Raw genomic sequence first — 15,133 nt, forward strand, 5'->3', positions numbered from 1 at the left:
AACCGGCCGAGGTCGAGGCCGCCTTCCGGCGGCGGTCCGAGGTCGTCGAGGTGGCGGTGCTCGCCTGCGAACGGCCACCTCGGCCCGTTCGTCTGGTCGCGTTCGTCCGCCCCCCCGACGGCATGACCGTCGATCCGGCCGACCTGGCCACCGAGCTTCCCGATCACATGGTGCCCGCGGAAGTCGTCCTCGTCGACGAGATCCCGCTGACGGCCAACGGGAAACTCGACACGCGCGCGTTGCGGGAACTGGTGTGAGGCTGTTGTGAGAGCGAGGAACCGATGAGTGAGACGGCCGCGTACCAGGTGGTGCGCAACCACGAGGAGCAGTACTCGATCTGGGACGCGCACCGCGAGCCACCGCACGGCTGGTTCGCGGACGGGTTCACCGGCTCGAAGCCGGCCTGCCTCGCTCACATCGCACAGGTGTGGACCGACCTACGGCCGCTGTCCGCGCGAGGCCAGGGATGAGCGCGATTCCGTTGCTACCGCGGCTGTTCCTGGACCGGGCCCGCGAACACCCCGACGCACCGGCGGTGCTCTCCGGCCGCAACGTGGTCACCTACCGGGAGCTGACGGCATCGGCACGTCGCGTCGGGCACGCGCTCACCGCTCGCGGGGTCGGCCGGGAGTCGATCGTCGGGGTGATGCTCACGCCGGGCCCGGACCTCGTGGCCACCCTGCTGGGTATCTGGCTGGCCGGCGGCTGTTACCTCCCGCTGGATCCGCTCGCCCCGGCCGGCCGGGTACGCACGATGCTCGACCTGGCCGGCGCCGAGGTCGTGCTCACAGATGACGACATCGCCGGGCTCGCCGGGGATCCACAGTGGGCGCCGGCCGCGCCGGCCGCGGCGAACCAGGCCGCGTACATGATCTTCACATCGGGTTCCACCGGCACGCCCAAGGGTGTCGTCGTCGAGCACGAGGGCATCGCCAACCGGGTGTCGTGGGGGGTACGTGCGCTGGAGCTGTCCAGCGCCGACCGGGTGCTGCAGAAGACACCGCTGACGTTCGACGCGGCAGGCTGGGAGATCATGGCGCCGCTGGTGTGCGGCGCCCCGGTGGTCTTCGGACGGCCCGGCGCGGGCCGGGACTCCGGCGAGCTCGTCGCGTCGCTGCGCGAGCAACAGGTCACGGTCGTGCAGGTCGTGCCGTCGATGCTGCGGCTCCTGGCCGCCGAGCCGGGTCTGCACGCCTGCACCAGCCTGCGGTTGGTCTGTTCGGCGGGCGAGCCACTGCACGCCGAGCTGTGCCACGAGATCCTCGCGCGGGTCGACGTGGAGATCATCAACACCTACGGCCCCACCGAGTGCGCCATCGACGTGCTGGCCACCCGGTTCGACCCGGCCCAGTGGTCGGGCCCGGTCCCGATCGGCACACCGATCGACAACACGCGGTGTGTCCTGCTGCCGCCCGAAGACACTGACGACGAGACCGTTCGTGAACTCTGTGCCGCCGGTGCTGGCGTCGCCCGCGGCTACCACGCTGACCCGGCGCGGACGGCCGAGCGGTTCGTGCCCGACCCCGACGGCCCACCGGGGACGCGCATGTACCGTACCGGCGACCTCGTACGGACCCGTCCTGACGGCATGCTGGACTTCGTCGGCCGCGCCGACGCACAGGTGAAGCTCAATGGCGTGCGGATCGAACCTGGCGAGGTCGAGGCCGCGCTGGAGAGCCATCCCGGTGTGGTCGAGGCGGTGGTCAAGGCGGTCGAGGACCCGCGCGGCACCAAGCGGCTCGCGGCCTGGGTGGTCGGCGAGACCGGGGGCCTGGACGCCTGGCTGCGCGACCGGCTGCCGACCACCATGGTCCCCGCGGTCGTCACGAGCGTGGCCGCGCTCCCCAGGACGGCCAGCGGCAAGACCGACCGCAAGGCCCTGCCCGACCCGGAATGGCCGGTGGCGACGGACGCGGCGGTATCCGTGGCGGAACTAGCAGTGCTGTCTTCGGAGGAACGCATCGTGCTGGACGCCTGGCGGCAGGTGCTCGGCATCGACGAGGTCGGCCTTGACGACGACTTCTTCCGCCTCGGCGGCCACTCGCTGCTGATGACCCGGCTCTCCGCCGTGCTCACCGAGACCTCCGGGCTCAGGCTCGACTTCCGCGAACTGCACTTCACCACGACAGCGGGAGGCCAGGCACAGCTGCTGCGCACGGCGCGACAGGCCCAGCCGATCGACGCTCTGCCCGCCGCCGCACGCGTTCCGCTTTCGTTCGCGCAGGAACGCTTCTGGGTACTCGACCGGATGGACCCGGGCAGCCCGGAGTACGTACAGCCCCTGCTGGTCTGGTTGCCGGCCGGGGTGCCCGCGGACGTGGTCGAGACGGCACTCGCGTCCCTCATGACGCGCCACGACGTGCTGCGCACGAGCTACGTCATGGACGCCAAGGGACTGGCCGCCGTCACCGAGCCGGCCGTCGCGGTCCCGATACGGACCGTCGACACCAGCCCGGCGCTGGTCGCCAAGATCGTGGCGAACGAACTGGCCGAGGGGTTCGACCTCGGCACGGCGCCGTTGCTGCGTACCGTGCTCGTCCGCGACGGTGGCCCGGAGCAGCTGCTCCTGTTGGTATGCCACCACATCGTCTGCGACGGCTGGTCGGCCCGGATCATGGAGACGGAACTGCGCGAGCTGGTCGACGCGACCCTGGCCGACCGCGCGCCGGACCTCCCGGCGCTGCCGCTGCGGTATGCCGACGCCGTCGCGTGGCAGCGCGCACAGTTCACCGACGACGTGCTCGCCGAGGGGCTCGAGTACTGGCGCTCGGCACTCGCCGACCTGCCGGTGCTCGAACTGCCGATCATCCGCGAGAGCGACGTGCGCAGCATCGACGGCGGCGCGGTCGAGGTGGACCTCCCCGCGGCGGCAGTCGAGCGGTTACTCGCGACAGGCCGCGCCGCGGGCGCCTCGCCGCACGTGGTCTTCCTGACACTGTGGTCGGTGCTGGTTGCCCGGTTGAGCGGCCAGTGGGACTTCGGGATCGGGTCGCCGTATTCCTGGCGGCACCGCCCGGAACTGCACGACCTGGTCGGGTTGTTCATCGACACCGCGGTCGTCCGCGCCCGGCTGGACCGGGCGCTGTCGTTCGCCGATGCGCTGGCCGCGGTCGAGCAGGACTCGCGGGATGCCGTCACCGTGCACGCCATGCCGTTCGACGCGGTCGCGAACGCGGTCGACGCGCCCCACGACGCGGCGAAAACGCCGCTGTACCAGACGTTCTTCACCATGTCCGGCGACGAGCTGATCGGCCAGCGACGGCGCAAGCGAGACCTCGACCTGCTCGGCGAGGCGTGGCGGGTGGCCAGGACGAGCCTTTCGCTTACCCTGTGGCCGAACGCGGACGGCGGCTACGGCGGCGCGATCGAATACGCGTTGGCGCACTTCGACGAGGACTCCGCGACGGATCTCGCGGCCAGGCTGCGGGTGCTCGCCGAGCGGTTCGCCGCCGACCCGGACCTCGCGGTCGGCGCCGCGGACCCCGAGCAGGCACTGTCCCCGCACCAGGAGGTGCTGCTGGGGTACATCCGTGACCTGCTCAAGCAGCAGGACATCGGCGTGGACGAGGACATCATGACCCGCGGCGGCAACTCCCTGCTCGCGGCACGCCTGCTCTGGCAGGTCCAGAACACCTTCGACGTCGAGGTGTCCATGCGCGCGTTCTTCGACCGCCCCACCGCGGCCGGCCTGGCCGACGAGGTCGAACGGCTCGTCCGCGCGCAGATCGACGCAGCCGTGCCTGCCCAGTAGAGGAGAACAAGTCCCGATGTCACTGGAAGCGGCGATCCAGAACCGGCTCAGGGCCGCGGCCCAGGCCCGGCGCGGGATCGGCAGGGCGGATCGCAACCGGCCGGAGCTGCCGCTGTCGGTCGGCCAGCAGCAGATGTGGCTGCTGCACAGTTTCGCGCCGGCCAGTCCCGCCTACCTGATGACGTGGACGCTGCGCCTGTCCGGCCGGCTGGACAGCGAGGCGATGCGGTGGGCGTGGGAGCGGGTCGTCGACCGGCACGAGATCCTTCGGACCCGTTACGTCCTGCGTGACGGGGAGCCCGCGCAGGTCATCGACCCGCCGGGCCGGTTCGACCTGCGCGTCGTGGACCTCGCCGAGCACGAGGAGACACAGCGGGAGAAGCGGGCATGGGAGATCGCCGCCTGGGAACGCAGTAGGCCGATCGACCTGACCAGGCGCCGGCCGGTCCAGGTCAGCCTGATCAAGGCAGGCCCGGAACTCGCGCTGATGGTGGTGGTCATCCACCACATCGCCTGCGACGACATGTCGTTCCGCCGGATCGGGACCGAACTGTCCGCGCTGTACGTCGAGCGCGTCGAAGGCGGCACGGCGCCACTGGCGGAGGTGGAGGTCCAGTATGCCGACTTCGCCGCGTGGGAACTCGCCGGCCGCGACGACGGCAGGTTGCGACCGCAGCTGGACTACTGGCGCGGTGCGCTCGACAGCGCGCCGGAGCTGCCGCTGCCACTGGACCGGCCACGGCCGCCGAGGCAGGACTGGCGGGACGGCGCGGTCGACATCACCATCTCGCCGGAGACCGCCGAGGTCCTCCGCGCGCTGGCCTCCGCCCACCGGGCCTCGCCCTACATGCTGCTGCTCGCGGTCTACCACGCCATGCTCGGGCACCTCTCGGACAGCGCCGACGTGACCGTGGGTGTGCCGATGTCCGCGCGGACCCGGCCGGAGCTCGACGACCTCGTCGGCTACCTGGTGAACACCGTCGTCATCCGGTCGCAGCTGGCGGACGGTGGCACCTTCGCGGATCTGCTCGACCAGGTCAGGGCCCGGGTGCTGGACGCGATGGACCACCGCGGCGCACCGTTCAAATGGGTGGTCGACGAAGTGCGCCCAGCGCGCGTCACCTCGGCGAACCCCCTGTTCCAGGCGGCCTTCGACATGGAGCGCGTCGAGGAGACCCCGTTCCGGTTCCCCGGACTCCTGGTGGAGCAGGCGGCCATCACCGACATCCCCGCCGCCAAGTTCGACCTGACCCTGCACGTCGAGGAGAGCACCGACGACCAGTTCCACGCCCGCCTGGAGTACGCCACCGCGGTGATCGACGACGAGACGGCGCGGGCGTGGGCGGCGTGCTGGGTGGCTCTGCTCGATGCGGTGGTCCGCGCGCCCGGCGAGCCGCTTTCCTCGATCTGCCACCGCGTCGGTGGCCCAACGCGCACCGCGCGGGTGGCCCCGGTCGCGGCGCCCACGACCCACACCGGCGCCGGCGACCACCTCGTCGAACGGATCCGCCAGGTCTGGTGCGAGGTGCTGGGCTTCGACGACATCGAGGTGTGGGACAACTTCTTCGACGTCGGCGGCGACTCGCTGCGTGCCGTGGCGCTCGCCGGCCGGTTCCGCGCGGACGGCCTGGACATCTCCGCCACCGACATCTTCGCCTACCAGACGATCGAGGAGCTGGCCGAGGCGTTCGGCGGGCAGGACCGGCCCGATGACCAGGCGCCGGCCGTGGTCGCCCCGTTCGCGCTCATCAGCGCGGCGGACCGGGCCGCTCTCCCGGACGGTGTCGTCGACGCCTACCCGCTGGCCGCGATGCAGCTCGGCATGATCGCCGAGCTGAAGGCCCGCCCGGACGTGAACACCTACCAGGACAGCACGTCCTACCTGATCCGCGACCCCGACGGACTCGAACCCGCGGTGTTGCAGGCGGCCGTACAGCGGGTGGTGGACCGGCACGAGGTGCTGCGGACCACCTTCGACCTCACCACCTACTCGGTGCCGCTGCAGCTGGTGCACGAGCGGGCGGCGATCACCGTCGGGGTGACCGACCACGGGACGCTGGGACCGGACGGCTGGCCGCCCGTCCTGCGGGAGTACGCGGCCGCCGAGCGCCGCTCGCCAATGGACCTGGCGCGCGCGCCGCTGGTCCGGGTGCACGCCCACATCGCGGACGGCACGACGGGGTGGTTCGTCACGATCACCGAGTGCCACCCCATCCTCGAGGGGTGGAGCTTCCACTCGATGCTGATGGAGATCCTCACCGGCTACCAAGAACTCCGGGCCGGCCGCATGCCCGCCGAGCCCGAGCCCGTCGCCCTGCGGTACGCCGACTACATCGCGGCCGAGGCGGCGGCCCGGCGGTCCGAAGAGGACCGTGCCTTCTGGCACGCGGTCGTGACAGGGCGGGCCGACGCGGTGCCGCCCGAGGCGTGGCGGGACGGGCCGGAGGTCCCGCGCGAGCGGTACCAGCACCTGGTGTACTTCCGCGACATCGACGACGACCTACGCAGGCTCGCCCACCGGACGCGCACCTCCATGAAGGCCGTGCTGCTCGCCGCGCACCTGAAGGTGATGAGCATGATCACCGCGAGGGAGGACTTCTTCACCGGGCTGGTCTGCGACGCCAGGCCGGAGGTCGCGGGCGCCGAGCACGTGTTCGGGATGTACCTCAACACCGTGCCGTTCGCGATGCCGCGGGGCGCACGCACCTGGGGTGACCTGGTCCGGGCGGTCTACGACTCGCTGACCGAGATGTGGCCGCACCGGGTCTACCCGATGCAGGCCATCCAGCAGGAGTTCGCCCACCGGGGCAGGCTGCTGGAGGCGTTCTTCAACTACCTCGACTTCCACCAGGTCGACCAGGACATGGTCGACGAGGACCAGACGCTCAACGACAACGACAACGAGTTCGCGTTGCACGTCTTCACCATGACCGGGTTCCTGAAGTTCAACACCACCAACCACTGCCTGAGCCGCAAAGCGGCTGGCCTCCTGGAGGCCCTTTACCGGACGGTGCTCGAGGAGATGTCCCTCGGCCCGGACGGGGATGCGACCCGACCGTGCCTTCCCGCGGCCGAGCGGGCGAAGCAGCGGGCCGGCGCCACGCGGAACCCGGTCACGGTCCTGGAGTCCTTCACACGGCTCACCGGTGACCGCCCTGCGGAGCCCGCGGTGCGCGATGCCGCGACGTCGTTGTCGTACCGGCAGCTCGACGCCTGGGCAGCGGCGATCGCGACCCGGTTGCGGGACTGCGGCGCCGGTCGGGGCAGTGTGGTCGCCGTCGCACCGCAGCGGGACCCGGCCACGGTGGCCGCCATCATCGGCGTCTGGCGCGCCGGCGCGGCCTGCAGGCCGTGGGCCGGCGGCGGGACCGAGCGGGTGTCGGCCGTGGTCGCCGCCACGGCGGCCGGAGTCGCGGACGTCGACAACCTGCCGATCGTGTTCACCGGCGACCTGCGGCCGTCGGCCACCGCGGCACGACCGACGCCAGGAACCCCGCCGAGCCCGGACGATCCGGCCTGGATGACGCCCGGCGGTGTGACCTTCTCCCACCGTGCCCTGGCGACCGCGGTCGACGACCTGCGCGACGTGCTCGGTAGGTCGGCCGCCTCCTGGCTGTGCGCGGCCCCGCTGACCGACACGGCCGCCCTGACCGAGCTCTTCACCCCACTCTGCTCCGGTGGCACCGTCGTCATCACCGCCTCGGCACTGCCGGACGTGGTCGGCGAGGTGAGCGACCTCATCGCCGCACGGGCGGTGACCCACGTCCGGCTGACCCCACTCGTCGCCGAGCAGGTGCTGGCGGCAGGCACCCCCGACGGGGTCACCGTGCTCGTCGGCGGCGATCCGCACCTGTCCGCCACGGTTCCCGGGGTGATCTCCGTCCTGGAGACGGACACTGTGCCCGGGTACATCGCGTTCGACGGTGACCCGGTGACCCGGCTGGGGGTGCGCGTCGTGGACGCCGAGCTGCGCCCGGTCCCGGCCGGCGTGGTCGGGGAGCTGTTCGTCGGTGGGGAGACGCCACACCGCACCGGGCGGCTCGCGCGGTTCTCGATCGAGGGGACACTGAAAGACCTCGGGCCGATCGCGAGCATGGTCCGGGACGGTCAGCTCCTCGAGCTGCACCGGACCCGGGAACTGCTCGGCGCGCACCCGTCGATTCTCGACGGTGTCGTGGTGCCCCGGACCGACCCGGAACACGACCGCAGCCGGCTCGTCGGTTACGTCAGGGCGAGCCCCGGCGCCGTCCCCGTGCCTGACAAGGTACGTGTCTTCCTCGTTCAGCGCAGGCTGTCCCGGCCGCTCATCCCAGACGTCCTGGTGCGGGTGGACACGTGGCCGATGGACGGTCACGGTGTCCTCGACGTGGCGAGCCTGCCCGAGCCACCCGTCACCGACGACGGCTCGGCCGATGACGAACGACCGTGGGACGACCGGTTCGAGGAGCTGCTGCGCGACACGCTCGCCGCGGCGGCCTACCACGGGGAGATCACGCCGGACCTGCAGCTGACCGACGTCGGGTTGGACTCGTTCGGCACGGTGGGCCTGCTCGCCAACCTCGAGCAGACCTACGGCATCACCCTCTCCGACGAGTTCCAGGTGATGGACTCGTTCCGGACGCCGAGGTCCCTCTGGCGAACGATCGACGCGTTGCGCGACGCCCCGTGAGAGGGCCGGCTCCCCCCGTCATTGTTCTGGCGCCAGGGCCGTGACCGACAGCCGAGTACGCATCGTCGACCAGGCGGGCACCCAGGTGGCCACCAGGGTCAGCACGACCGCCATTCCGACGGCCGACGGAAGGATCCACCAGGGTCCCGACGGGAGCGGGCCGCCTGACGCCGCCATGCTGAACGGCACCAGCATCGTGACGGCGGCCAGCGCCCCGAGCACGCTCCCGATGACGGCGATCAGCAGCGCCTCGACGGTCATCATCCGCATGATCTGGCCGCGGGTCGAGCCGATGAGCCGCTGCAGTCCGAACTCCCGCCGGCGGTGCGCGGTAGCCAGGACCAGCGTGTTGACCATCGAGATGGCGGCGTACACCAGGAACAGGCCGACCAGGAGGTAGTTGATCCAGGCGTTGGTCTCCTGCCCCGCGAGGAACGCCTCCGCGAGGGCGTCCCGGCCCACGACACGCAGTCCGGGCTGGCCGGCGACCCAGCCGGCGAGCGTCGCCTCCAGGTCGTTCGGACTCGTGCCGGGTGCGGCGGAGACGAGGATCCGGTCGACCCCGCCCTCGGTGGTATGCGGTGCCAGCGTGTCCGCGGGCAGCAGCGCGGCGGTGGACTCCGTGGTCCGCAGCGTCGCGACGATCCGCAGGGTGACGTCCGCGCCGTCGCCGAGCCGCATGGTGATCTCGTCGCCGACGGCCAGCCCGAGCGGCTTGGCGATGCCCTCGGTCAGTGCGATCGTGTTGTCCCGCAGGCCGGACAGGTCTCCGGTGAGGACGTCGTGCCCCCACATCAGCTCGGCCCCGTCGGCGGAGACGCCGTTCAGTGCCACGCCATGGTCGTCCTGGTTCGGCTGCGGTGGCCGCTCCAGGTAGCCACTGCTGGTCACGAAGGCGCTCGCGGCGCCAACTCCTGGCAGCTTCCGCACCCGCGTCACCAGGTCGCCGGTCGCGTCGCCAGCCGGCGCCTCGACCACGGCGTCGGTGGTCAACGAGTCGGTGTAGGCCTTCTCCGCGGCCGCGGTCTCGGTGGCCTGGTAGTAGAGCATGAAGATCGCGAGGCTGGTGGCGAGCACGATGGGGGTGACGGCGCTGGCCATCGGCAGCCACCGGGCCCTGGCGTTGGCCGTGGCGAGGTAGCCGGACAGCCCGGTCAGCGCCCGCACCGGGCGCCGGAGCACGGCGTTCATCATCCTGGTGAGGCCGGGGCCGAACACCGCGATCGCGGTCGCGACGCAGATCACCGCCGGCCCCGCCGTACTCGACGCGACCGGACCGTCCAGCACAGTGAGCGCGGCCCAGGCCAGCGGCACGGCGCAGAGGAGGCAGGAGACGCCCAGCCACAGCCGGGCGGGGGTGAGCCAACGGCTGGGTGTGAGCGTCTCCTGCATGGCTTCGACCGGGCGGGTCCGCCTCGCGTGCAGCCCGACGAAGATCGCGGCGCACCAGGCGGTGCAGAACCCGATCAGGGTCGCGGCGACGGCCGGGAAGAATCCCTGGTGGAACGTGAACACGGGTGGGACGACGCCGAGCCCGGTGAGCCGGTCGAAGAGCCACTCGCCGAGCAGGGCGCCCGGCATGACCGATGCGGCCATGGCCAGTGCTCCCACGATCTTCGCCTCGCCCTTGACCATGCGGCCGACCTGCCGGGGGGAGGCGCCCACCGCGCGGAGCATGGCGAGCTCGCGCCGCCGCTGCTGGACCGCCAGGGCGAGCGTGGTCGTCACGATGAACACGACGATCTGCACCGCGAGGCCACCGAACACCGCCCCGAGGACGATGAGCTTCGCGCCGTCCCTGACGACCTGTCCGAACTCGACGCGCCCGCGGTCGGTGCCGACGAAGGTCCTGGCGTGCTTGCCCTGGACGGCGGCATCGATCCGCGTGCTCAGCGCCGTGACGTCGGTTCCCGCCGTCGGCAGGACACCGAACGCGTCGACGAGGCCGGGCGTCCTGCTGAGGTCGTCGGCCGCATCGGGCGCGAAGAACACCGCGTCGGTCGCCATGGTCCGGTCGGTCGTCGCGATGCCGGTGACCGTGAACGTCCGTGCGCCACCGGGAACGGCGATCTCGATCTCGCTCCCGGGACGGGCGCCGAGCCGGGCTGCGGTGGCGTCGTCGAGCACGACCTGCGTGTCCTGTGTCGGCGCGTTGCCCTCGCTGAGCCGGTACGGCGCCAGCTCGGCGGATGCCCAGCTGTGGCCCCGTTGGGTGCCGGGCACCGACCGCGCGCCGTCGTCGCCCATGATCTGCGCGGGGAACGAGACGTCCGGGATCACCCGCTCGACGCCGGGGATCCGGCCGATCGTGTCCGCTATGCCGGCGTCGAGCCGGACCTGCTCCGGCAGGGTGACCGTCCCCGGCTTGCCCTCGAAGATCCCGTCGAACCGCTGGTCTCCGGCCACGACAACCGGCGCCGCGGCGAGCCGCTGGGGCGGGATCTCCGTCCGAATACCCGTTTCCATCAACCCGCCGCAGGCGAGCAACACCGCGCCACCGATGACCAGCACGACGAACGTCGCGGCGAAACCACCCGCGCGGTACCGCAGGGTGCGCAGCGCGATCCCTAACATCAGCGCATCACAGCCCCTTGCCTCAGCCCGTCCGGGCCGGGCCGCTCGGCCCATGAGCCAAGTTGGGTCATCCGGCGAGCGACCTCACCGGAGGTCGGCTGTCGCAGCTCGTCCACCACCCGCCCGTCGGCGAGGAACAGCACCCGGTCCGCGTAGGAGGCGGCCACCGGGTCGTGCGTCACCATCACGATCGTCTGCCCGGCGAGGTTCTTCGCCTCCTGGAGCAGCACGAGGACCTCACGCGCGGAACCGGTGTCCAGCGAGCCCGTCGGTTCGTCGGCGAAGACGACCTCCGGCCGGGTCACCAGAGCGCGGGCGATCGCCACCCGCTGCTGCTGCCCGCCGGAAAGCTCACCCGGACGGTGCCCGCGACGCTCACCGAGCCCGACCTGGCTCAGCACCCTCCGGACCAGGTCCTTGTCCGCCCGCCGTCCCGCCAGCTTCAGCGGCAGCGTGACGTTCTGCTCGACGTTCAGCGACGGCAACAGGTTGAACGCCTGGAACACGAAGCCGATCCGGTCGCGCCGGAGCCGGGTCAGTTCGGCCTCACGCGTGGTGGCGAGGTCCCGCCCGGCGAGTATGACCGCGCCGGACGTCGGGCGGTCCAGACCGGCAGCGCAATGCAGGAGGGTGCTCTTGCCCGAGCCCGACGGGCCCATCACCGCGGTGAAACTGCCCCTGCCGAAACCGGCGGTCACCCCGTCGAGGGCGACGACCCTGGTCCTCTGCTTGCCGTAGACCTTCCGCAAGGACAGGAGTTGCACGACTACAGTCGCGTCCTGGTGCTGAGACATTCCGCTCCCCCAAGTATTTCGACTGCCGACAACGAGGTTAGGGTCACCGGCGGGGGTTTCCGATGGTGCTGAGTTGCCGATTCTTAGTGGTGCTAGCACCACCGATAACGACGGCTTGATCGCGCATAATCAATATGTGCGGAACGACAATCGATTCGTGGCGAGCGGTGGTGTGGCGGCCACCTTCCAGGGAATCGCCCTTGCCGGCATCGCCATCGTCGGACTGATGCTGTTCTTCCTCCTGACGATCGCGGGCTCGCTCATCGGGCTGGGAGTGGGCGTGTTCCTGCTGCCACCGCTGGTGATGAGGACGCAGCGGCTGGCGAACGTGCAGCGCAGGCTGGCGGGGAAGTGGTCCGGTGTGCAGATTCCCGTGCCCTACCGTCCACCGCCGGCCGACGATGTCTCCCGGTCACCGCTGCGCCACCTTCACCATCTGCTCGGTGACCAGGCGAACTGGCGCGATGCGCTGTGGCTGCTCGTGGACAGCATGATCGGCATCCTGCTCACCGCCATGCCGCTAGGACTGATTCTGAACGGGATACGTGGTCTGATGATGCCCATCGGGCTTGGTGAGTGGCTCGGCAACTGGTACGGGTTCATACCCATGAACGGTCCGGTGGCCGCGTGGATCGCCGCTGTCCTCGGTCTCGCGCAGTTGCCGCTCGCGTTCTGGGTCGCCCCGCCCATGCTGCGCCTGCACGGGCGCCTCGCGGCTACCCTGCTGTCCCCAACCGAGACCACCCGTCTGTCCCACCGTGTGCAGCACCTCACCGAGACCAGGGACGACGCGGTGGGCGGCCAGGCGAGCGAGCTGCGGCGGATCGAGCGCAACCTGCACGACGGCGCACAGGCGCGTCTGGTCGCGATGGGGATGACACTCGACGCGGCGATGCGTGTCCTCGCCGAACACCCCGAGGCGGCGCGGTCGCTGCTCACCGAGGCGAAGGACAACTCGTCGAAGGCGTTGCAGGAGCTCCGGAGCCTCGTGCGCGGCATCCAGCCGCCCGTCCTCGTCGACCGGGGGCTCGCCGACGCGATTCGCACGCTGGCCATGGAGAACCCGCTGCGCCTGGAGACGTCCGTGGACATTCCCGGCCGACCGTCCCCCGCCGTCGAAGCCGCGGCGTACTTCACGGTGTCCGAGGTGCTGAACAACGCGATGAAGCACTCCGGCGCGCAGACTGGGTCGATCTACGCCAGCCACCACGACGGCAGGCTGGTGATCCAGGTCAGCGACAACGGCAGGGGTGGCGCCGACCCCTCCCACGGCTCCGGCCTGCGGGGTATCGAACGCCGGCTCGCCGCGCTCGACGGGTTCATCACGATCCTCAGCCCGCTCGGCGGCCCGACCATGGTGTCGATCGAGATCCCGTGCGAGCTCAGCGCTCCCGCTTGAGGTAGGTCAACACGGCCAGCACGCGCCGGTTGTCGTCCTCCGACTGCGGCAGCTGCAGTTTCGCCAGGATGCTGTTGATGTGTTTGGAGACGGCCTTTTCCGACACCATCAGCATGCCGGCGATGCTGCTGTTCGACCGGCCCTGAGCCATGAGTCCGAGCACCTCGCGTTCTCGTGCGGTGAGGCTCTCGAGCTGGGTGTCGCGGGTGTTGTGGGTCAGCAGCCGGGTCACCACCTCGGGGTCCATCACCGTGCCACCCCCCGCCACCTGGCGGACCGCGCCGACAAACTGTTCTCCGTCGAACACCCGGTCCTTGAGCAGATACCCAACCGAGCCAGCGCCGTCGGCGAGTAATTCGTTGGCATACAATCTTTCCACGTACTGCGAGAGCACCAGTACAGGCAGCCCGCGGACACGCCGCCGCGCCTCGATGGCCGCACGGAGCCCCTCGTCGGTGAACGAGGGAGGCAACCGGATGTCCACCACCGCGACGTCCGGCCGCTCACTCAGGAGGGCCTCGAGCAGCGCAGGCCCGCTATCGACAGCCGCGGCGATCTCGAAACCGTGCGCCTCCAGCAACCGCACCAACCCGTCTCTGAGCAGGAACTGGTCCTCACCGATGACAACGCGCATTGTGCTCCGCCGCAGTCCTGTCTCGCCCGCCCCGGACGGCTCTCAATCTATCGGCCCGCGCCACCCGGAAGACCACGAACTGGCTCCGGGCGATATCGCCGATCTCGCCGATCTCCGCCACGCGTTGGACAGTGCCGGACTGGCCGGACGGCCTTTCGACATTGTCGGGCGCGGCAACGCCAGTCCGGCGTGGGAGGAAGACAAGGACGTGGACCTTGACGGGCTCGCCCAGGCTAGCATGACCTGGTGGCCGGAGTCTCTGATCCACTTCGACCCGTTGGAGCTGTCGATGGCCGTCGTCGACGCTGGGCCCGCCTCAGGCTGTGCCGCATAGTCGGTAGGTGCTTGGGGTTGACCGAATTTCCGGCAGATGGCTCGGCTAAAGTGGAACTGGTCGACGTAACCGACGGTGGTGGCGATTGTCGCTACCGAAACGCCGGTGCGAGTGAGGAGCCTTGCCGCGCGGCGTAGGCGCAGGATGCGGCCGGTAGAACTCATGTAGAGGTGGCTGAAGCGGGACGGCGACAGTTCCGGGTGGGCCGCCAGGGATTCGACGCTGTGTGGTCTTCCGAGGCCTCCGCTACCCGCCGTTGGACCTTGGCTATGCATCGGTCCGGCGGGGCCGGGGTGGCGGTGGGGGCCAGTGCAGCCAGGCGCACGATTTCCTCCAGTACCGACCGCGCACCCGGCGGCACCTTCACCCCGTCGACCCAGCACCGCTGACCGGGTTTCCTCGGCCAGCACGCGGTTCAATCTCGTTCCGGTGGCGCTAGCCAGTCACCAGTGGTCGTGTCGACTGATCGGTTGTTGAAGTTCGGTGACCTGCTGTTCGTCCTCGGCCAGGCCGGCGGCATGGATTTCTCGTGCGTTACCGTGAGCTGAATGGTTGTTGTCGTCCAGCCAAATGGCGACTTCCTGCCACGCCGCGTCGACGCCAGCCAAGGTGCCCTCGTGAATCAGGACCGCGACCTCAGCCGCCGGCAGTTCCACCATCACCAGCGCACCTGCTGACGCACGTGACGGCGTGAGCCCTTCGGTGTTCCGGATTCCCACGTGTATGACTACCCTATCCACGCAGGGCTCGTAGTATACGATCACCTGTTCACCAGCAGTACGCTCGATTCGCTCATGCAGCCGTCCGAACAGCAGTCGGGAAATCGACGCGATCGCGCCCGTCTCGAAGGAGGGTGCGATCGCGCTCAGTTCGAATATTCGCAACGGCGGGACCTGTTTCACCCGGACGTCGTGCACAGGGAGCAAACGCTCCTTCCTGATCAGTGCAAGACGTGCCTCAACCCGGGCGAGCCGGTCC

Annotated in this window: 9 protein-coding genes and 2 pseudogenes; 6 read left to right on the forward strand and 5 right to left on the reverse strand. The window is 70.4% G+C overall.

Features of this window, described 5'->3' with window-relative positions; all coding sequences use genetic code 11:
* The 4 genes from ACJ73U_RS16420 to ACJ73U_RS16435 form a co-directional block, all read left to right on the forward strand.
* On the forward strand, window positions 1-257 hold a 257-nt coding region (locus ACJ73U_RS16420; protein WP_407778494.1), incomplete at its 5' end, for an AMP-binding enzyme.
* 24 nt (window positions 258-281) lie between these two features.
* Entirely contained in the window at window positions 282-470 is a 189-nt protein-coding gene (locus tag ACJ73U_RS16425; protein ID WP_407778495.1) for an MbtH family protein, read from the forward strand.
* Complete coding sequence (locus ACJ73U_RS16430; protein ID WP_407778496.1) at window positions 467-3,751, forward strand: amino acid adenylation domain-containing protein; 3,285 nt, start codon at window positions 467-469, stop codon at window positions 3,749-3,751. The genes ACJ73U_RS16425 and ACJ73U_RS16430 overlap by 4 nt, the downstream gene beginning before the upstream one ends.
* 16 nt (window positions 3,752-3,767) lie before the next feature.
* Window positions 3,768-8,420: a condensation domain-containing protein gene (locus ACJ73U_RS16435; RefSeq protein WP_407778497.1), complete on the forward strand. Its 4,653-nt coding sequence runs from the start codon at window positions 3,768-3,770 to the stop codon at window positions 8,418-8,420.
* A gap of 18 nt (window positions 8,421-8,438) precedes the next feature.
* Here ACJ73U_RS16435 and ACJ73U_RS16440 read toward each other — a convergent pair whose 3' ends face one another.
* Entirely contained in the window at window positions 8,439-10,994 is a 2,556-nt protein-coding gene (locus tag ACJ73U_RS16440; RefSeq protein ID WP_407778498.1) for an FtsX-like permease family protein, read from the reverse strand.
* Complete coding sequence (locus tag ACJ73U_RS16445; protein ID WP_407778499.1) at window positions 10,994-11,788, reverse strand: ABC transporter ATP-binding protein; 795 nt, start codon at window positions 11,786-11,788, stop codon at window positions 10,994-10,996. Before ACJ73U_RS16445 ends, ACJ73U_RS16440 begins: the two co-directional genes overlap by 1 nt.
* Before the next feature lie 73 nt (window positions 11,789-11,861).
* Between ACJ73U_RS16445 and ACJ73U_RS16450 the strand changes: the two genes are divergently transcribed.
* Window positions 11,862-13,187 carry a sensor histidine kinase gene (locus ACJ73U_RS16450; RefSeq protein ID WP_407778500.1) on the forward strand — a complete coding sequence of 442 codons (1,326 nt, stop codon included), beginning with the start codon at window positions 11,862-11,864 and terminating at the stop codon, window positions 13,185-13,187.
* Here the strand turns inward: ACJ73U_RS16450 and ACJ73U_RS16455 are convergent.
* The gene (locus tag ACJ73U_RS16455; protein WP_407778501.1) at window positions 13,171-13,821 is read right to left on the reverse strand and encodes a LuxR C-terminal-related transcriptional regulator; all 651 of its coding nucleotides are present in this window, start codon (window positions 13,819-13,821) and stop codon (window positions 13,171-13,173) included. The two genes, ACJ73U_RS16450 and ACJ73U_RS16455, sit on opposite strands and share 17 nt — an antisense overlap.
* On the opposite strand from ACJ73U_RS16455, the gene ACJ73U_RS16460 reads away from it, so the two are divergent.
* On the forward strand, window positions 13,808-14,155 hold the full coding sequence (locus ACJ73U_RS16460) for a hypothetical protein (protein ID WP_407778502.1): 348 nt from the start codon (window positions 13,808-13,810) through the stop codon (window positions 14,153-14,155). The two genes, ACJ73U_RS16455 and ACJ73U_RS16460, sit on opposite strands and share 14 nt — an antisense overlap.
* A 26-nt stretch (window positions 14,156-14,181) precedes the next feature.
* Here ACJ73U_RS16460 and ACJ73U_RS16465 read toward each other — a convergent pair.
* Together ACJ73U_RS16465 and ACJ73U_RS16470 are read right to left on the reverse strand one after the other, a co-directional pair.
* A pseudogene (locus ACJ73U_RS16465) lies at window positions 14,182-14,430 on the reverse strand (helix-turn-helix domain-containing protein); the annotation flags it as partial.
* A 168-nt stretch (window positions 14,431-14,598) separates the two neighbouring features.
* Window positions 14,599-15,133 (reverse strand): annotated as a pseudogene (locus ACJ73U_RS16470) (hypothetical protein); the annotation flags it as partial.

Source organism: Actinophytocola sp., assembly GCF_045807065.1.
Classification (GTDB): Bacteria; Actinomycetota; Actinomycetes; order Mycobacteriales; family Pseudonocardiaceae; genus Actinophytocola.